Raw genomic sequence first — 19,608 nt, 5'->3', positions numbered from 1 at the left:
CCAGGGTGGGGTCTGACCCGGAGGAGATCGTGAGTCTCGACGCAGGGCGGTTGGCCGCTTCGATGCTGAGCGCCGCGTTGGCGGTGCTCGAGAAGAAGACGCCCGTCATCCGGGCGTATGCCGAAGGCGAGTTCAAGAAGATCGCGCAGGCAATCGTGACCATCGAGGCGTTGGCGGCGGCGGGCCGCATCACGCCGGAGGAGGCGGCGCTGCACATGCAGATCCAGCGGGGCGCGAGCCGTACGGTGCTCATGACGGCAAAAGGACTTGGCGTGCTCGACGCCGAAGCCGCGATCAACGCCGCCCTCGACGCCGTTCGCACGGCGGTGAACGCCGCGCTGCCGTTCAAGCTGGTTTGACGATAGGAGGGAAGGAAAGTAGGAGAGGAACAGCGTTCGTCGTTGCCCTCCTACCTTCCCACGCTCCTACTTCTTCTTGACCGGCGCTCCCACCGCCGAGTCCCCCGTCGGCACTGTGGGTATCGGCGGCGGCGTCTGGAGCGACGAGAACATCGACTGGAGATTGAGCGCGTCGATGATTGCCTTCGTGTCGCCCATGACACGCGGCACGTCCTGTGGCTGGCCGATTGCCTGCAGCGTTTGGGCCAGCTCGATCCCCGTGGCGATGTAGAGGTACGGGATGCCGATCGAGGGCTGGTCCACCCAGCCGTTCCGCCGCGGCAGCGACTTGGTGGCCACGAACACGCTGTCCCACAGCGTGCGCGTGCGCCTCACGTCCATGTAGCCGGCGCCCTCCACCTGGACCGTGTCGGGCCCCATGCCCTTGGTGGGGATGAAGACCTTGTCGGCCAGGCCCTGGGTGAGCGTGTTGTTGCCCAGTCCCAACGTCTGGGCGTAATTGCCGGCCGTGCGGCTGATGTAGATCGGCCGGTCGTTGTACGAATCAGCGATCATGCGCAGCACGAAGATCGCCGCCCGGTCGAGGTAGCCGGTGCCGTTGCCGTCCTGCGGCAGGTTCTTCGGATCGATCGTCGCCTGGATGGGGCCGAGCGAGTACGTCGTGGTGCGCGGAATGGGCACGTACTCCGGCACCGCGTCTGCCTGCGCCATCGTCATGTTGAGTGGACTGCGCGTGGGCTTGGGCCAATCGGTGTTGCGGTAGATGGCCGGGCCGGCGGCCTTATCGTACGTATAGATGGGCCGCCGGATGAGTTGCCGCACGTACCAGTCGGTGTTGAGCAGCGACGTATTGGCCACGACCACGTCCTTGCGCACGCCCAGGACGTCCTGGGCGAACCAGAGCGGGAAGGTGTCGTTGTCGCCGACCACCACGAGCACGCCGTATGGTTCAACCGAATTGAGCATGTCCACCGCGAAGTCGCGCACGTCCGTCTGGCCGGCGCGCGACGCCCATTGCCAGTTGGCGAACAGCGGGATGATCGCCACGAGCAACACCGGCGACCCGAACATCCACCCCCGGCGGGTGGGCATCTCGACCGTCTCGCCCCCGACCTTCTGCTTCTCGGTACCGACGAGCGAGCCGAGCGACTCCCACACGTACATCAGCCCGAGGGCCGCCCATACCCCCCACGGCGAGAAGCTCCAGATGAAGAAGTAGTCGCGGTCGCGAACCTCGCGCGCCACCGAGTTGCCCAACTCCGGCGACTGCGAGGCCCCGTACTTGAAATTCAGATAGTAGATGAGGCACAACGTGACGGTGAACATGAGCGAAGCGAAATACCACCAACTTCGTCGGTCGCGTTTGTAGTGCACCCAGCCGCCGAACAGCCCGAGGACGAGGAAGATCGCCGCCAGCAGGCTCTGCACGCCGGGATGCCGATCGAGCGCGTCGCGCATCCACTGCCACTTGAAGTACCACCACCACATGCCCACCTGGCCCTGGATGAACGGGGCCTGGCGGTCGCCCAACGCGGGTTTGCCGTACTGCCCGCGGTTGAAGTTGTACATGAAGGCGTCGTACGTGCCCTTGCTGAACGTACAGCTGAGATGGAGTCCGTGCGTGCAGGCCGTCGGCTCGCCCTCATTCATGGGCGGGAAGAACGCCGAGCGGATGGGCTGCGTGGCGAACGGGGTGATGCCGAACCCCAGGGCGAGCAGCGACGCCAGGATGAGCTTCCAGCGCAGGAGGTAGCGCGGACGACGGACGATGATCGCCAGGCCCACCGCCGGCGCCGCCAGCATGCCGGCCATGTGGTTCGCGTAGCCCAGCCCGAGCAGGTACGCCACGAGCACGATGGTCCTGTCGGACTTCGGGGCCTCCGGATCGTCGCACCAGCGGATCATCAGCCACGAGATGATGGCGATGCCGGCCAGCGAGATGGTGTACACCTTCTCGTTGACCACCGACTGGTTCCACACCGTGAACGCCGTGGCCCCGATGATCGTCGCGACGCTCGCTCCCACAATCCGGCGCCACCGCTCAGGGAACCAGCCCACGAGCACGCGCTCCGTGGTCAGGAACCACATCGTCGCCGCGACGGCGCTGCAGAATGCCGCGAAGATGTTGATGCGCATCGCCACCGAGCCGGCGATGGGCAGCAGCGACATCACGCGTCCCAACAGCACGAACAGCGGGTTGCCCGGTGGGTGGGGCAGCCCGAGGGTGTACGCGGCGGCAAGGTATTCGCTCGTGTCCCACATCGCGGTGGTCGGCGCGAGGGTGACCAGGTAGAGCAGGAAGACCATCGCACCCGCGATCGTGGCAGCCAGGTAGGATGGGCGATAGTCGAGTTCGGGCTTTGCGTTGGTCGCCATGACGGTCGGTAAGGATTCGGACAGCACGCGCCCCGCCGGTGGGCGGGGCGTGTCAGGTTACACCAAAGATGTGGCAGGACCGTGAGTTAGGAAAGGGAAGGACACGTCAGGATCCCTTGACGATCGCGCGAGTTTCGCCGTCGCCACCGGCGGGTGCGCCGGGCTTGTAATTTCGGTATTTGTTCGGTATGATCGTCCTTCCGTCTGCGCCTGCCGCTTCCCCCTCTACGAGCCTGGAGTCCTTACCATGAACGCCGCCGCGAGTTCCGAGTCCGCTCATCTCCCGCGTCTCGATCAGCTCACCCCCGTGCTCGTGGTCGAGCGCGTGGAGCCGTGTCTCGCCTTCTGGACGGACCGGTTCGGGTTCGCCGTGGAGAACCGGGTACCAGGGCCCGACGGCGCGCTGGTCTTTGCCAGCCTCAAGCGCGCGGGCATCGAGGTGATGTATCAGACCCGGGCCAGCGTGATCGCCGACAACCCGTCGCTCGCTCCGGAACTCGATGGCCATTCGGTCACGCTGTTCCTCACGGTGGACGACATCGACGCCGTGGAACGCGCGGTGGCCGGTGCGCCTGTGGTCAAGGCGCGCCATCGGACCTTCTATGGCAGCACGGAGATCTATGTGCGCGAGCCGGGCGGCAACATGGTGGGGTTCGCGGCGTTCAAGTAGAGATCGGCGCCAACCTAGTGGCGGAACTGCCGCTTGCCGGTGAACACCATCGCCATCCCGTGCTCGTCGGCGGCGGCGATCACTTCGGCGTCGCGCACGCTGCCGCCGGGCTGGATGATGGCCTTGACTCCCGCCTCGGCGGCCTGATCCACGCCATCGCGGAAGGGAAAGAACGCGTCGGAACCCATGACCGCGCCGTTCGTGTCGTGCCCCTGGCTGCGTGCCTTGTGCGCCGCCAGGAACGACGCGTCGACGCGGGACATCTGGCCGGCGCCGATGCCGATGGTGGCGCCGTTGCGGGTGAGCACGATGGCGTTGCTCTTCACGCTCGCCACGGCGCGCCACGCGAACAGCAGGTCCGCCAGCTCCTCCGTGGTCGGACTCCGTTTGGTGGGCACGGTCCAGCCGGCGTCGTCGATCACGCCTGGCGCCCGCTCCTGCACCAGCACGCCGCCGCGCACGCGCTTGTAATCCAGGCTGTGCGGCGGCCAGGCCGCCTTGCCCTCCAGCACGCGCAGGTTCTTCTTGCGCCCCAGGACCTCCACGGCCGCTTCGTCGAAGCGCGGGGCCACGATGCACTCCACGAACAGGCTGGCCACGATGTTGGCGGTCTCCTCGTCCACCGGCACGTTGAAGGCGATCACCGACCCGAACGCCGATACCGGATCGCAGGCCAGCGCCTTCTCGTAGGCCTCGCGCGCCGTAGCGCCCACGGCCAGGCCGCACGGCGTGGTGTGCTTGGTGATGACGCACGCCGTCTCGGTGCCGAACGGTTCGATGGCCAGCAGCGCTCCCTCGAGGTCGATGAGGTTGTTGAACGAGAGTTCCTTGCCGCCCTTCTGCGTGAGCGCGGCGAGGCCGGCGCCGGGGCGCTCGACGTAGAACGCCGCCGCCTGGCCCGGGTTCTCGCCGTAGCGTAGCGGCTGCGCCAACTCGAAGCTCATCGCCACGGTCTGCGGGAATAGCTCGCCCCGCTCGCGTGCGAACCAGGTGGCGATGGCCGCGTCGTAGCTGGCCGTGTGCGCGTACACCTTGCCGGCGAGGTCGCGCCGCAGGTCGAGATCGTCGTCGCCCGCCTGCAGCGTGGCCAATACCCGCGCATAGTCGGCGGGGTCGACCACCACGTACACCGACGCGAAGTTCTTGGCCGCCGACCGCAGCATGCTCGGTCCGCCGATGTCGATGTTCTCGATCACGTGCTCGGCGCTGACCCCGACCTTCGCCGCCGTCTCGCGGAACGGGTACAGGTTCACGACCACGAGATCGATGGGCGCGATGTGGTGTTCGGCCAGGGCCGCCATGTGCTCGGGCAGATCCCGCCGGGCGAGCAGCCCGCCGTGCACCACGGGATGCAACGTCTTCACCCGCCCGTCGAGCATTTCCGGAAAGCCGGTCACCTCGCTCACGTCGCGCACCTTGAGCCCCGCCGCGCGCAGCGTTCGGCTCGTGCCGCCGGTGGAGATGAGTTCCCACCCGAGGGCGGTGAGCCCCTGGGCGAATTCGACGAGGCCGGATTTGTCGGAGACCGAGAGTAAAGCGAGAGGCATTGTGAGCAAGATTCAGATGGTCAGGGAATTGAAACGTAGGACGGTAGGAGGGTAGGAAGGTAGGAGGGTAGGACGGTAGACGGCGTTCGCAGTTATCCGTCCTACGGTCCTACGGTCCTACGGTCCTATGGTCCTACGGTCCTACCGCCTCCGCCACCAGCCTCGCCAGCGAGCGGACGTCCCGCAGATCGATCAACTCGGCGGGCGAGTGACTATACCGCAACGGCCAGCCGATGGGCACGTCCGGCACGCCGTAGCGCACGAACTCGGAGCCGTCGTTGCCGCCGTTCGTCGTCCCGTACTGCAGCGGAATGTGGTGGGCCTGCGCGAGGCGCACGAGGCGCGCGAACTCGGCGGGCGGCGTGACGCTGGAGTTGTCGAGCATCCGCGCCACGGCGCCATCGCCGATGGGCGTGTCCGCGAACCGCGACGTCTCGAGCGGCGAATCCGACGAGACGAAGGTGTCGACCGCGAGCACGCGCCGCACCGACACGCCGAACTCCGCGGCCAGCGCGGCCGCGCCGTCGAGCCCGATCTCCTCGCGCGTGGAGAAGGCGAAGATCACCTTGTGATCGAGCTTCTTCGGATCGGTGGCGCGCATGGCGAAGAGGAGCGCGGTGTCGCCGGCGCGGTCGTCGATCGAGCGCGCGCTGAACCGGTACCGCCCGAGCCGCGTCGCGCACTTGTAGCCGGTGACGGTCATTCCCGCCCGGATGCCGAGGGCCGTCGGATCGGGCCCGAACCATGCGTACGCCACGGGCGCACCGGCGCGGCCGCTGGGCCCCGTCGTGGTCGCATCTGGGATCTCGAATACGCCCCGCAGCGCCGACGCGCTCGTGGCCACGCAGTCGCGCTTCGATACCGACCCCTGGTCGTCGCCGTCGCGGTGGAGTAACGCCGGCTGCCCGGTGAACAGGGTTCCGATGAAGCCCCCCCGTGCGCGGAGCGCCACGCGCCCGTCCGGTTCGATTCCCGCCACGTCGAAGCCGATCTCGTCCATGTGGGCGACGACGACGACGGTGTCGCGGTCGGGACCGACCGCCACGTACAGGTTGTCCGCGGTGTCCACCGTGGCGACGGAACGGGCCCACGCCGGCATGGCGGCCCGCACGACGTCGCGGACCGGCGCCTCGTGCCCCGACACCGCATAGCGGTCGGAGAGTCGGGCGAGGAGGTCGGCGTACGGCGTCAGACGGTCATGCGCCTCGGCCACCACCGGAAGCGCGGCGTCGGGCATCAGGGGCGCGGCTGGCGCGGAAACGCCGGCGGCCGCCGCCACGCGGACGAACAGCGTCCGCAGGTCGGCGTCGGCAACGCGCTCGATGAGTGTACCGGCATCGGTGGCGCGGACGCTCAACGCGCGCGCGTAGCCGATGGTCACACCGGCCGGCGCGTTGACGCGGAACGGGCCCTCCGTGATGGCCGCGGTGTCGGCCTCGCGGACCGGCGCGTCGTCAACCACGGTGAGCGAGTCGACGTGCCCGGTGCGGGCCAGCACGCCCGACAGCCCGGCCCAGTTGAAACGGCGTTGCGCCGAGATCACAAATATGGTCTTGCCCAGCGTGGGGCTGGCCTGCGCCGCCGCCGCCACCGCCGCGCATCCGGCGCGCGACGACGCTTCGGGGCCGACCACGCGGTCTCCGACACGCCACGGCGGCAGATCGCGGAACACGGGGTCGAGCAGCCGGATGCCCATGGCCGCCACCTCGGCCCTGTTCTGCGCGCCGACGTCGAGCCACAGGTCTTCGATGGTCGTCGCGCCAGGATGCGGCGCGCGCCCGCGCCACAGGTGCACGCTGCGCACGGCGAACACGCCGGGCACCATGTGCACCCGTCGCGACGTGGCTGGATCGCCGGTCATGATCAGGATGCGCTGGCCCTCGTGAAACTGGTCCCAGAGCGGGCGGCGCGGGCCGTTGCCGTCCATCTGCACTCGCAAATACCCGCCGTCGGTGATCTCGCTGACCACGTAGGCCGGTGCGTCGAGTCCGCACGCGATCACGCGCACCGGCGAGCCGGCGCCGCGCACCTTCACCAGGTCGCCCATCGCGTCGCGGGTCCACCCGGGCGCCGCCGCCTGGATGCGGTCGGTTGCGAACCGTTCGTGACCCGGCGCGGCTGGCAGCGCGATCCACTGCTGCACCGCGGGAATGAGGGACGCGGTCTGCGCGCGCGCGGCGTGCGGAGCGCTGATGCCGGATGCCGTCAGCACGACGACTGCGAATCTAGAAGCCCAACGCATGCTCGATGTCCTCGGCGAGTCGCCGATCGTCGAGATCGGCGAGGTGAAGTGGCGCGGCGCGTCCAACACGCGCCGGTTGTCCCGGATGCAGGGTGCCGGACGCGAGGGCCTGCACGACGCGCGGATACAGGGCGTGCTCCACCCGCAGCACGCGATCGGCGAGCGTATCGGCGCTGTCGCCGGCGCTCACGGGCACCGCCCATTGGGCGATGATCGCACCCTGGTCGAACTCCTCGTCCACGAAATGCACCGTCGCACCGCTCTCGCGCACGTGCGCCGCGATCACCGCTTCGTGCACGTGATGGCCGTACATGCCCGGGCCGCCGAATGCCGGGAGGAGCGCGGGGTGCACGTTGACCATTCGCCCCGCATACGCGCGCACGACGTCCGCCGGCACGAGGCGAAGGTATCCCGCGAGCACCACGTAGTCCACCCGCGCGTCGCGCAGCACGGTGCCGATCGGCGTGCCCTCGGGGTGGGCGCTCGTGCGGATGACGGCCGTGGCGATGCCGCGCGCTCGCGCCCGATCCAGCGCGCGCGCGGCGGGGCGGTCGGACGCGACGAGCACGACGTCACCGGCCCGGCGTTCGCCCAGCGCGGCGAGATGGTCGAGGATGGCCTGGAGATTCGATCCGCCGCCCGAGGCGAGCACGGCGATGCGCGCCCTCACGTGCCGGCGGCGAGAAAGCGGGCCACCGCGTCGTCGAGCGTGGCGACGATGGCTGCCGGCGCGACGGCTGCCGCGAGATCCGCAGCGGGTGTCTCGTCGGTGGGCACGAGCAGGGCGAGGCCGCCCAGCGTGAGCCCGGGTTGGATGTCGCGGAACCGGTCGCCGGCGAACAGCGACCGCGCGACGTCGAGGCCGTGCTCCAGCGCCGCCTCCTCGAACAGCAGGGTGCCGGGCTTGCGGCAGGCGCAGGGGCCCGAGAATTCCGGGTGGTGCGGGCAGACGTACGCGTCGTCGATACGAGCGCCGTCGGCCTCGAGCAGTTCCTGCATCCGCGCGTTGACGCGCTCGTAGTCGGCCATCGTGAAGAAGCCGCGTGCGATGCCCGACTGGTTGGTCACCAGGATCACGGGCACGCCCGCCTTGTTGAGCCGTTGGATGGCGCGTGCGGCGCCGGGAATGAGCAGCACGTCGGCAGGGCTGTCGGTGAAATGGAAGTCGTGGATGATCGTGCCGTCCCGATCGAGAAACGCGGCGCGCCGGCCGCTCATGCCTCGAGCGCCCGTGCGAGCGCGCCGATGAGCGCCGGGTCGTCGCGCTCGGGGACGCTGCGGAGATCGACGAGCAGCCGGTCGTCGCGGATGCGTCCCACGACCGCGGGCTCTCCGGCGCGCAGCCGCGCATCGAGTGCCGCGGCGTCGCCGCCAAGCGAGACAGCCACCGACGGGATGGTCACGGTGGGAAATGCGCCGCCGCCAACCGCCGCCTCGGTGGGCACGACGCGCGCGTTCAGGCCCGCAGGGAGCGCGGCGCAAATGGCCTCGGCACGTTCGCGGAGTACCGCCACGGGAGTGCCGAGCAGGCGCAGCACGGGGATCTCGTGGAACGCGCGGTCCGGTTCGCGATACAGAGCCAGGGTCGCTTCGAGCGCGGCGAGGGTGAGTTTGTCCACGCGGAGGGCGCGGGTGAGTGGGTTCTCGCGGACGCGCGCGACCTCGGCGGCGGCGCCGACGATGATGCCGGCCTGGGGTCCACCCAGCAGCTTGTCACCGCTCATCGTGACCAGGCGAGCGCCGGCGCGCACGGCGTCGGCGGCCGTGGGCTCGCCGCCGAGGCCGATCCGGTCGAGCGGCATCAGGAGGCCGCTGCCCAGGTCGTGGAGCACCGGAATGCCCTGCGGGGCGGCCAGCCGCACCAGATCGGGCACCGCCACGTCGGCCACGAATCCGTCCATGGAGAAGTTGCTGCGGTGCACCTTGACGATCGCGGCCGTCTGCGGCCCCAGGGCGCCGGCGTAATCGGCGAGATGCGTGCGGTTGGTGGTCCCCACTTCGACCAGGCGGGCACCGCTCTTGGCCATGATGTCGGGCACGCGGAAGTGGCCGCCGATCTCGACCAGTTCGCCGCGTGAGACGATGGCGTCGCGTCCGTCGGCCACGGTGTTGAGCGCCAGCAGCAGCGCGGCGGCGCCGTTGTTGACCACGACCGCGTCCTCGGCCCCCGTCAGTTCGCGGAGCAGGCCCACGCAGTGCGCGTAGCGCGAGCCGCGGCTGCCGGCATCGAGGTCGTATTCAAGATTACTAAATCCTCCGGCCACGGTGCGGATCGCCAGCGCGGCGGCGTGTGCCAGCGGGGCGCGTCCGAGGTTGGTGTGGAGCACGATGCCGGTGGCGTTGAGCACGGGCCGCAGCGACGGGCGCTGGGCGAGCGACACGGCGGCCGCCACGCGCGCCGCCCATTCGCGATCGCTGGCCGGCGGCGCCTGGCCGCGGCGTACGTCGTCGAGCACGCGGCGCACCGCGTTCACCACGAGGTCGCGGGGGCCCGCGTCGGCGAGCACGCGCAGCTCCGTCAGGTCGAGCAGCGCGCTCACGCTCGGGATGCCGCGGCGAGGATCGGTCACGGCCCGCCGCCGCGCTTGGCCGCCCCCCGTCCGCCCGTCGTATCGGGCTTGGCCTTGGCCGCGGAGTCGGGCTTTACGACCCGTTTGCCGGTGTCTGGCTTGATCGCGCCCTTGGCCTTGCTCGTGTCGGGCGGGGCCGGTGGCTTGGGCGTGGCGAACACGCGTGTCGAGGTCGCTTTGTAGCCGAGCAGATTCACGAGATCGGTGGCAGTCACGCGATACTGCGTGAGCGGTCGCACGTGGGAACCGAGCGCCAGGTCGATCATGAGTACCGTAGCGGGCGCGGGCCTGGACGGTTTCGGCACCTCGGGTCCGGCCTTGGGCGGTGCGGGCTTGGGTTTCGGCGGCGCGCGCTTCAGGGTATCGCGCAATACGGCCAGGGAATCGGCGATACGCGTCGAGTCGGCGCGGGCCCTGGCGCGCGCCGTGTCGTATGCGGCGAGCGTGCGCACGGCCAGGACGGTGAGGTGCGCCGAGTCGGAGCTCATGATCCGGAATTGCGCCGTGTCGAGCGGGGCCTGCGGGTCCAGCGGGTGGTCGATGGTCACGCGCAGCGTCACGCTGTCGTCGGCCACGATCGTCATGATGCGCGGGCCGATCGTGTCGCGTTTGGCGGCGAGCAGCTCGAGCATGGGTTGCGTCGTGGTGATATGGACCTGCGTGCTGTCCCAGATCTCACCAGGGTCGCGGGTCAGGTTCTTGTTGGCGTCCACGAACCCGATCACGGTGTAGGTGCCGGCGCCGAATGGGCCGATCTGGAACTGGCCCGTGCTGTCGGCGGTGGTGATGTACACCTCGCTGTCGGGGCGCTGGCCGCGCTTGACGGCCGGCCTTGCCGCCGCGCTGTCGGGGTCCAGGACGGCCTCGACGACGGCGTTGGCCGCCTCGCGTCCGGTGGACCAGTCGAATATGCGGCCCACCACGCCGAGTGTCGGCAGGGTGGGGCCGGTGCTGAACACCATCGTGTACGGCGTCTGGAGGACGTTGCCGCTCAGGTCGGCCAGCCCGGGGAGGAGCGTGACGCGGTAGGCCGTGTTGGCACGCCAGTCGCGGCGCGGCCGGACGTCGATGCGGTCGCGGTGCCAGTCGACGCGCGGGTCGCCGTCGCGCGGCGAGATGAGAAACAGCCCCGTGAGGTCCTGCTTGGGGCCGGAGCGATCGCTCACCACTCCGTCGAACCGGAAGCTCACGGCCTTGCCGTGGAAGTTCACGGCATTGGTGTCCGGCCTGGTGCTGAGGACCTCGGGCGGCGTGTGATCTTCGGGGCCGCCGGGAACGGGGCCCATCGAGGCGCAGGCGGCGAGGGCCACGAAGGCAATCAGCCGCCGCACAGCGCCTCGACTTTGCGGCGAAGCTGATCCCGACGCGCAGTCCACTCGAGCAGCTTATCGCGTTCGCTCTGCACGACGGCGGGGGGCGCCTTGGCGGTGAACTTCTCGTTGCCGAGGCGCCCCTCGAGCGCGCCGATCTGCCTTTCCAGTCCGGTGAGGTCGGCCACCAGTCGCGCGCATTCCTTGTCGACGTCGATGAGGCCGGCCAGGGGCACGCTGATCTCAGATCCGTCGCGCAGGAGCACCGCCGAAGCGGCACCGGGTGGCGGTGCCGCGGCCACCGAGAGCGACACGCGGGCCAGCCGCTCGATCGTGACCGTCTCATCGGCGAACACGTGGGAGCGCACGGCGCCGTCCGCCGGTATCACGGTGGCGGGGATGGTCTTGCCGGGGGCGATGGCGTACTCCGCCCGCACCTGACGCAGCGCGTTCACCGCCTCCCGCACCAGCTCGAACTCCGCCGCGCCCGTCCCGCCCCGGTTCCCCGCCACCGGCCACGCCGCGCGCATCAGCAGCGCGCCCGCGGGGCGCGACGGCAGCCGCTGCCATATGGATTCAGTAATGAATGGCACGATCGGGTGGAGCAGGCGCAGCGCCCGGTCGAACGCGTGCACGAGCACGGCCCGCGCCACCTCGCCGTCGTTGCCGCCGCCGGCCAGCCGCCCCTTGATCGCCTCCACGTACCAGTCGGCCAGTTCGCTCCACACGAACCGCCGAGCCGTCTCGGCGTACTCGTTGAGGCGCATGCCCTGGTAGCGCTGCTCGGGGCGCCAGGCCACGCCGTCGGTTCCCGCGGTCGGTTGGGTCGGACGGAGTGGTCCCAGCGCCGCGTCGCACTCGGCGATCGCGGCATCGAGCCGCGCCAGAATCCACGTGTCGGCGCGGGTGAGCCGGTCAGGCGCGATCGCATCGAGGGCGGGCACGGGGGCATCGCCCACGTTGGCCAACAGAAAACGTCCGATGTTCCAGAGCTTGGTGGCGAAGTTGCGCCCCGTGGCGAACGACTTCTCGAGATCGCTTGGATCGAGAATGACGTCGGCCCCGAGGCCCATGCCGGAGATCAGCGTCCACCGCAGGGCGTCGGCGCCGTACAGCCGGATCACGTCCAGCGGGTCGATGCCGTTGCCCAGCGACTTGGACATCTTCACGTGGTTCGTGTCGCGCACCGTGCCGTGCAACAGGACGGTGTGGAACGGGGCGCGGCCCTCGAACTGGTAGCCGGCCATGATCATGCGCGCCACCCAGAAGAACAGGATCTCCGGGGCTGTGACGAGCACGTCCGTGGGGTAGAACGCCTTCAGATCGGGCGCCTGTGCGTCGGGCCAGCCAAGGGTCGAGATGGGCCACAGCCACGACGAGAACCAGGTATCGAGCACGTCCTCGTCCTGGCGCACCGGGCAGCCGCAGTTGGGGCATTCGGTGAGGTCCTCGCGGCTGGCGAACACGTTGGGCGGATCGCACTCGTCGCAGTACCATACGGGCACGCGATGCCCCCACCAGAGCTGCCGCGAAATGTTCCAGTCGCGGATGTTCTCAAGCCAGTTCACGTACACGGCCTCCCACCGTTCGGGGAGGATGCGGATGGCGCCCGTGCGCACCGCGTCGAGCGCCGGCTTGGCGAGCGGCGCCATCTTCACGAACCACTGATCGGAGAGTCGCGGTTCCACCACCGTGTCGCAGCGGTAGCAGTGGCGCACGTTGTGGCGGTGCGTCTCGGTCTTGACGAGAGCGCCCGACCGGCGCAGCGCTTCGACGATCTGGTCGCGCGCCTCGAACCGGTCGAGCCCCGCGAGCCACGGCGGCACGCGTCCGTCCGCGTCGGCCACTTCCGTCATGTGCGCGGTCTCGTCGATCACCACCGGCATCGTGAGGCGGTGGCGCCGGCCCACCTCGAAGTCGTTGGCGTCGTGCGCGGGCGTGATCTTCACCACGCCGGTACCGAACGTGGGATCGGCGTACTCGTCGGCGATCACCGGAATGTCGCGGTCCACGATCGGAAGCCGCACCGATTTCCCAACGAGGTCGCGGTAGCGGTCGTCGGCCGGATTCACCGCCACGGCCACGTCGCCGAGCATCGTCTCGGGACGGGTCGTCGCCACGACGACGGTGCGGGATGGCTGGCCCGAGACCGGGTACGCCACGTGGTATAGCGTGCCGGTCTCTTCCTGGAACTCCGCCTCCTCGTCGCTGAGGGAGGTGAGGCACCGCGGGCACCAGTGGATGACGCGGTGGCCGCGGTAGATGAGGCCGTCGTCGAACAGGCGCACGAACGCCTCGCGCACGCCGCGCGAGAGGGAGGGGCTGAACGTATAGGCGGTGCGCAACCAGTCGGCGGAACAACCGAGCGCGGCCAACTGCTCGAGGATGGTGCCGCCGGTCTGCGCCACGAAGGCCTCGGTGCGTTCGACGAACGCGGCGCGCCCCAGGTCGAAGCGCGTCTTGCCTTCGACGGTGAGTTGCTTCTCGATGACGTTCTGCGTGGCGATGCCGGCGTGGTCGGTGCCGGGCACCCACAGCGCTTCGGTGCCGGCCTGCATGCGTGCCCAGCGGACGATCACGTCCTGCACGGTATTGTTGAGCCCGTGGCCCACGTGGAGCACCGCGGTGACGTTGGGCGGCGGCATGACGAGCGTGAACGGCTCGCGGTCGCCGCCCGCGCGGCGCGACGCGCCGGCGTCGGCGCCGAACGCACCGGCGTCGCGCCAGCGGCGGTAGATCTCCGACTCCGTGGAGGCGGGATCGTAGTGGTCGGGGAGTTCCGTGGTGGAGCTGGCCATCAGGTCGAGTCGCCGGGGTGATCGCGGGGAACTCTAAAGCTAACGCTGCGTGGGAGGGGCATGAAGAGCCCGCGGCGGGCGGGCATGGGCGGAAGATCGCGCAGACTCGGCGCCGGTGCGCCCGCGCGCCGCGCTATGCGTTGCGATCGACGCGCAGCCGGTTGATCACGTGGTCCACCCCCGGCACCCCACCGGCGAGGGTGCCGGCGTACGCGATCTCGTGCAGCGTATCCACCGAGCCGCTCAGTTCGACGGCGGCCCCCGGGTGCGCTTCGATATCGACGGCGCGGCCGGACAGGATGGGGTCATTGGCGAACGCCTCGAGCACGCGTTCACCCAATGTGTCGTCCGCGTCGTCGTCCGACCGTTCCCACGCGTCCGCGAATGGGTCGTCTGGCTCCTCGTCGTCGGCGTCGAAGCCCGGCTCGAGGCCGGCGGGGGTGGGCGTGCGGCGCGAGAGCCGCGTCGCGATTCCCGATGTGCCGCCGAGCGTCTGCGCGAGCACCAAGCCCACGCCCACGCCCAGCGCCCCGCCCACGAGAATGCTCGCGATCTGGGAGCCGGGGGTGGAGCGGTCGTGCGATTCGTGTGGTGTAGACATGCGGGGTCAGGGGGCCAGTTTGAGTCGTAGCATTCATCGCCTCTGTGTCGAGACTCGCCAGCTCGGGCCGCTCGTGAAACTCTCATTGAGACCAAAATGGCCTGGACGCGAGTGACGCATCCGGGAAACGTAGTCTTCCGATGTCGATGTACGCTGGCGTTATCGGGGCGTCCAATCGCATCACGGGGAGGCGCCGCCGAATCCGTCACTCTTCGCCCCAAACTGCCCCCGACCGCGCCGTGGATCGCACCCGCGCACGCGGCGACCTGGCGGCCTTGTGCACGCCGCTGGATGCTCAACCTGCGCTGACCGCGGCCGTTCAGCAAGACCTCGAAGCCGGACCTCGAAGCCGGGTTCCGGACCAATGCCCGGAAGGGGCGCGCAAAACTGGCCGGGGAGCAGATGCTTCGGCCCATTCTGGTGCGCCGCCTGAAGGCCTGGACGTACATCGAGTTGGCCTTTCACCTTCTGGATGTAAGCAGCGGCGTGAAATTGCTCAGAAGCTGGGAGTGCGCAATTCTATTCCGGTGTTGACACTGGACTCGGTGACGTGTCGGGCGGGCGCGCTCGTGGGCACGCCCTCGGAGCCGCGCTCGCAGCGACGCCCCGGCGCGTGCGATCCCCGCCCCACGCGCTTGCGGGGCCTCGCTCATCCGCGGCGCCATTCCGGCCCTCACCCTCACGTCCGTAGCGATGTCCGTTCCAATCGTCGGGGTATCCGCGAATCCCGACGGCGCGGCGTGACATCAAGATCCGCGCGCATCCTCTCATACGACGGAATTTCGGGATCGCCAGCCAGCGGCGGAAGGCACACGCCAAGTCATTCTTTGCACTTTACTTGCGGAGAGGTACGTACCCAAGATCGTCTGCGTCCTAAGTTGTAAATATGCATATAATACGGGAGGTGGCGACGCCGTTACACGAGCAGGCAACATCAATGCGGAGTTGCAACTATGCGAGTGCCTTGTCAGTTGATCGTGGCGTCCGTCGTGCTGTGTATGGCCTGTGGCCATTCCGATCCGACGGATCCGAGCCCCGGTATCGCCGAGGTCGCCGGGCGGCTCTTGAGCCCTTCGGGGGCGCTGGTTCCGGGGATCGCAGTATCCGTGTCATGTCCCACCGACAGTGCGGCTGCGACATCCGTGACGAACGGGGACGGCGACTATTTCACGTTTCTGCAAGTATCTGCGGCCACGATGGGTTCGGTGTCGAATGGCCGCGTGCCTTGCGCATTCTCGGCGACCGACTCGACCGGCGCGCGGGCGGACACGGTAGCGACCGTGTACTTCTACGCGCCGGGTACCCCGATTCCCGAGCAGCCGGTGGACCTTCACGAACACTAAGTAACGGCCTGTGGTGAGGATCGTGGCATCGGCGGCCGTGCGGCCGCGGCGCCACGATCAAGCGTAGTGGCACGCCGGTTGGCGGTGTGCTTGGAAATGCCAGACGCGAAAACTGTGATCACTGCGCCGTTGGCTTTTCAATCAGCGGAGATGGATTCCATATGCGTTCAAAGCTCCCGCTGTTTGTCGGTGCCGTCTTGCTCGCCTCGTGCACAGACTCGGCCACACGCCCCTCCATCATGGCGCCACTGGTTCGGGCGCACTCAGTCGCGTCCATGCCCTCCGGCATGGTCCGGACGCCATTCGGACTTTATCCGCAGGGCTGCGTGATCGAGGTCCCGCGGGGCGCGACATGGCATCCCGACGGTTCGGTCCAACATGCCGACGGGAGCATTACGCGTCCGGTCGGATGTGCGGCAGCGATGAATGACACTATCAAATCATCGGGGCATCCGTGGCGGCCGCCCTTGCTGCCTCCGGCCGACAATGGATGGATCGAAGACTCGAAAGAGTACGCCGCGGTAGGGCACACGTTTCGCGAGATCGATGCGGATTGGGGCGTCCCATCCAATCCGGACTCGTCGTACAGCGGAGGGGATCTGCTTTACACGTTCCCGGCCATCGAAGATCCGAGCTATATCCTGCAGCCGGTCTTGCAGTGGGGCTACAATAATTCCTTTGGAGGCAACTACTGGTCGTTCACCAATTGGTGGGTTGGTGCTCACGTGCTTGGCTATAGCGCGTCGATTGTCTACCCGAACCCGGGGGACTCACTCCGCGGTCGAATTGTACCGATAACCTGCGGTGGCGGCGGATGCGACTGGGAGTTGTATTCCATCGATAAGACGCTGCGGGACACCACGATCATGACAGGCGCCGACTTTGACGACGATTTCAAGAATGGGTACGGGGGAGTACTGGAGGTATATGGCCTCACGAATTGCGGACAATTCCCGTGGGGCGGCCTCAAGTTTACCAGTATTGCGCTCTATCAGGACAACGGGATTATCACGCCCAGCTGGGGGCCAGAAGTCGATACTAGCTCGTCGCCGCAATGCGGATTCGGGGTGGACACGACTGCCACGACCGCCTTCCTGGCCGTTTCGACGGCACCATACCAACTGGTCGCTCCCTACATTGACGGTCCGACCCAGATCGATTCGGGCACGGTCGGGTTTTGGGATGCCGACCTCGCGCACGCAGGCGAGCCACCCTATACCTGGTGGTGGACGGGGACGCTGTTCGGTAGCGGATCCTCGCTCTCGGGTTCCCCCACGGAATCCGGATACTTGACGTTGCACGTGGTCGACCAGGTTCCGGACACCGCTGCCGACTCGACATACGTTACCGTCTGCCTTCCCCGGCTTCACAACTGTCCGGAGATACGCGCCGGCGGAGTGCGCGCGGCAGGAACTGGCGGATAGGGCAGGCGGTGTGCCGGGTCGCTTTTTCGAGCGTCTCAGGTCATTCGCGCGTCAAGGCACGATCCCGGCGCCCTGCTCCGCGTCCCGCGTCCTTCATGCACGAGCGGTCCCCACACTCCCCGCCGGGTCGCGTGTATGCACGGTGACCCATGCGGGGATGCCCGTGGCGGAGGCTGCTCCGGAACGATAACTTGAAACACGGCGTTCGGCGACCTTCCGGCGCCCACATCACACCCCGGCCCCTCGATGCGCGTTTCCCGGCTGTACCAGAAGGAAGAGGAAGTCGAGGCCGAGGAGTTCCCGGCGTCGCGCATCGTCGCGTGGGCCGTGATCGGACTGGTGATCCTCGGTGGACTCGCGTTGTACTTCCGGTACGAGCGCTTCCTGACGCCGCTTCTCTAAACACGTATGGAACGATGATCGATCGGCCTTCGGACATGCTGACGCTCACGCTGCCCGACGGCGCGACACGCGACGTCGCGCCCGGCACGCTCCCCGGTGAGGTGGTCAGGTCGATCGGCGAACGGCTGCTGCAGGCAGCGGTCGCGGTCGAGGTGAACGGCAAGGTGCAGGACCTGATGACGCCGCTGCGCGAGAGCGGAACGTTCCGCGTGCTCACGTCCCGGGACGCCAGGGCGCTCGACGTGCTGCGCCACTCCACGGCCCATCTACTGGCCACGGCCGTACGGCGCGTGCGCCCCGAGGCGAAGATCGGCTTCGGCCCTTCCATCGAGGACGGCTTTTACTACGACTTCGAGGTGGAGCACCCGTTCACCCCCGAGGATCTGGTCCGCTTCGAGGAGGAGATGGCCAAGGTGGTGCGCGAGAAACTGCCGTTCGTGCGCGCCGAGGTCTCGCGCCGCGAGGCCGAGCAGGTGTTCGCCGACGACCCGCTCAAGCTCGAGCGCCTGAGCGAACTGGGGGAGGACGAGGTGATCTCGACCTACACCGACGGCCCGTTCGTAGACCTATGCCGCGGCCCGCACGTGCCCGACACGTCCCACCTCAAGCACTTCAAGCTGCTGCACACGGCGGGCGCCTACTGGCGGGGCGACGAGCACCGTCAGATGCTGCAGCGCATCTATGGGACGGCCTGGTTCAAGAAGGAGGACCTCGACGCGTACCTGCACCGGATCGAGGAGGCCAAGCGCCGCGACCACCGAGTGCTCGGCAAGCAACTGGATCTGTTCCTGTTTCACCAGTTCTCGCCGGGGGCTCCGTTCTGGACCGAGCGCGGCACCACGATCTACAACGCGCTGGTGGATTACGTCCGCGAGCTGCAGCGCGACAAGTTTCAGGAAGTGCGCACGCCGCTGCTGTACAACAAGGGGCTGTGGGAGATCTCGGGACACTGGGGCAAGTACCGCGAGAACATGTTCCTCGTGCTCGACACCGAGACGCAGGAGCATGACATGTCGCTCAAGCCCATGAACTGCCCGTCGCACTACCTGCTGTACCTGGCCAAGAAGCATTCCTATCGCGAACTGCCGCTCCGCCTGGCGACCTTCGACGTGCTGCACCGTAATGAGGTGACGGGTGCGCTCTCCGGGCTCACGCGCGTGCGCCAGTTCCAGCAGGATGACTGCCACATCTTCCTCACCGAAGACCAGATCGCCGATGAGGTGCGCTTTCTCGCCGGCCTGATTCTCGATTACTACAAGACGTTCGGCCTCACGGCCACGGTGCGGTTCGCGACGCGCCCCGAAACGCGCATCGGCGATGACGCCCTCTGGGATCGAGCCGAGGGCGCGCTGCGGTCGGCGCTCGAAGCCACCGGGATGCCGTATGAACTGAAGCCAGGCGACGGCGCGTTCTATGGCCCCAAGATCGACTTCGACGTCACCGACTCCATCGGCCGCCTGTGGCAGTTGGGCACGATTCAGCTCGACTACAACGCGCCTGAGCGGTTCGACCTCGAATACGTAGGCGAGGACAACACGATGCACCGGCCGGTGGTGATCCACCGTGCGGTGAGCGGCAGTTTCGAGCGGTTCATCGCCATCCTCATCGAGCACTTCGCCGGCGCCTTCCCGGTGTGGCTGGCGCCCGAGCAGGTGCGCGTGCTGCCGATCACCGACGAGGTGGCCGACGTGGCGCAGGCGATCGTGGGCCGGATGCGGGCCGTGGGTATCCGGGCCCACCTCGACGACCGCAAGGAAACCCTGAATTACCGCATTCGCGACGGCGAAATGATGAAGGTGCCGTACATGGCGGTGGTCGGAAAGCGCGAGGCGGAGGCGGATATGGTGGCGGTGCGCGCCCGCGGGGAAGGGAAGAAGCAGGAGGTGGGGCTCGTGGACGAGTTCATTGCCCGGGTCGTGGACGAGGCGAAGGCGAGGAAGCTCTAGAGCCGCGCCGGCGCGGTCCT

At 68.3% G+C, this 19,608-nt stretch carries 15 protein-coding genes; 6 read left to right on the top strand and 9 right to left on the bottom strand.

The genetic code is table 11. From position 1 onward, the window contains the following. Window positions 1–29 precede the first annotated feature (29 nt). A complete protein-coding gene (locus tag VNF92_09440; protein ID HVA58100.1) occupies window positions 30–359 on the top strand; it encodes a hypothetical protein in 330 nt (109 codons plus the stop codon). A 66-nt stretch (window positions 360–425) separates the two neighbouring features. Here the strand turns inward: VNF92_09440 and VNF92_09435 are convergent, their stop codons facing one another. Beyond that, on the bottom strand, window positions 426–2,735 hold the full coding sequence (locus tag VNF92_09435; GenBank protein HVA58099.1) for a DUF2723 domain-containing protein: 2,310 nt from the start codon (window positions 2,733–2,735) through the stop codon (window positions 426–428). A 247-nt stretch (window positions 2,736–2,982) separates the two neighbouring features. Here VNF92_09435 and VNF92_09430 point away from each other — a divergent pair, with 247 nt between their 5' ends. Beyond that, window positions 2,983–3,405 (top strand): VOC family protein, encoded by a 423-nt coding sequence (locus tag VNF92_09430; GenBank protein ID HVA58098.1) that lies wholly within the window; start codon window positions 2,983–2,985, stop codon window positions 3,403–3,405. A 14-nt stretch (window positions 3,406–3,419) separates the two neighbouring features. Here VNF92_09430 and purH read toward each other — a convergent pair whose 3' ends face one another. From purH to VNF92_09390, 8 genes are all read right to left on the bottom strand, one after another. After that, complete coding sequence (gene purH, locus VNF92_09425; GenBank protein ID HVA58097.1) at window positions 3,420–4,952, bottom strand: bifunctional phosphoribosylaminoimidazolecarboxamide formyltransferase/IMP cyclohydrolase; 1,533 nt, start codon at window positions 4,950–4,952, stop codon at window positions 3,420–3,422. Window positions 4,953–5,085: 133 nt separating this feature from the next. Next, the gene (locus VNF92_09420; protein ID HVA58096.1) at window positions 5,086–7,164 is read right to left on the bottom strand and encodes a M20/M25/M40 family metallo-hydrolase; all 2,079 of its coding nucleotides are present in this window, start codon (window positions 7,162–7,164) and stop codon (window positions 5,086–5,088) included. 13 nt (window positions 7,165–7,177) lie between these two features. Continuing rightward, window positions 7,178–7,864, bottom strand: coding sequence for a phosphoribosylglycinamide formyltransferase (purN, locus tag VNF92_09415; protein HVA58095.1), 687 nt, complete (start codon window positions 7,862–7,864; stop codon window positions 7,178–7,180). Further along, window positions 7,861–8,412 carry an HAD family hydrolase gene (locus tag VNF92_09410; GenBank protein ID HVA58094.1) on the bottom strand — a complete coding sequence of 184 codons (552 nt, stop codon included), beginning with the start codon at window positions 8,410–8,412 and terminating at the stop codon, window positions 7,861–7,863. The genes purN and VNF92_09410 overlap by 4 nt, the downstream gene beginning before the upstream one ends. Then, entirely contained in the window at window positions 8,409–9,764 is a 1,356-nt protein-coding gene (gene selA, locus VNF92_09405; GenBank protein HVA58093.1) for an L-seryl-tRNA(Sec) selenium transferase, read from the bottom strand. Before selA ends, VNF92_09410 begins: the two co-directional genes overlap by 4 nt. Next, a complete protein-coding gene (locus VNF92_09400) occupies window positions 9,761–11,095 on the bottom strand; it encodes an Ig-like domain-containing protein (GenBank protein ID HVA58092.1) in 1,335 nt (444 codons plus the stop codon). The genes selA and VNF92_09400 overlap by 4 nt, the downstream gene beginning before the upstream one ends. After that, window positions 11,083–13,872 carry a valine--tRNA ligase gene (locus tag VNF92_09395; protein HVA58091.1) on the bottom strand — a complete coding sequence of 930 codons (2,790 nt, stop codon included), beginning with the start codon at window positions 13,870–13,872 and terminating at the stop codon, window positions 11,083–11,085. The genes VNF92_09400 and VNF92_09395 overlap by 13 nt, the downstream gene beginning before the upstream one ends. A 133-nt stretch (window positions 13,873–14,005) precedes the next feature. Then, window positions 14,006–14,473: a BON domain-containing protein gene (locus VNF92_09390; GenBank protein ID HVA58090.1), complete on the bottom strand. Its 468-nt coding sequence runs from the start codon at window positions 14,471–14,473 to the stop codon at window positions 14,006–14,008. Between the two features lie 1,142 nt (window positions 14,474–15,615). Between VNF92_09390 and VNF92_09385 the strand changes: the two genes are divergently transcribed. From VNF92_09385 to thrS, 4 genes are all read left to right on the top strand, one after another. Continuing rightward, entirely contained in the window at window positions 15,616–15,816 is a 201-nt protein-coding gene (locus VNF92_09385) for a hypothetical protein (GenBank protein ID HVA58089.1), read from the top strand. Window positions 15,817–16,238: 422 nt separating this feature from the next. Continuing rightward, complete coding sequence (locus VNF92_09380) at window positions 16,239–17,240, top strand: hypothetical protein (protein HVA58088.1); 1,002 nt, start codon at window positions 16,239–16,241, stop codon at window positions 17,238–17,240. A gap of 246 nt (window positions 17,241–17,486) precedes the next feature. Next, on the top strand, window positions 17,487–17,642 hold the full coding sequence (locus VNF92_09375) for a hypothetical protein (GenBank protein ID HVA58087.1): 156 nt from the start codon (window positions 17,487–17,489) through the stop codon (window positions 17,640–17,642). A 14-nt stretch (window positions 17,643–17,656) separates the two neighbouring features. Then, window positions 17,657–19,588, top strand: a complete 1,932-nt coding sequence (thrS, locus tag VNF92_09370) for a threonine--tRNA ligase (GenBank protein ID HVA58086.1) — start codon at window positions 17,657–17,659, stop codon at window positions 19,586–19,588. Window positions 19,589–19,608 lie beyond the last annotated feature (20 nt).

It is taken from the genome of Gemmatimonadaceae bacterium (assembly GCA_035533015.1).
Lineage (GTDB): Bacteria > Gemmatimonadota > Gemmatimonadetes > Gemmatimonadales > Gemmatimonadaceae > JAGWRI01.
The sequence above is the reverse complement of the archived record's forward strand: the minus strand, read 5'-3'. Positions and strand labels throughout refer to the sequence as shown.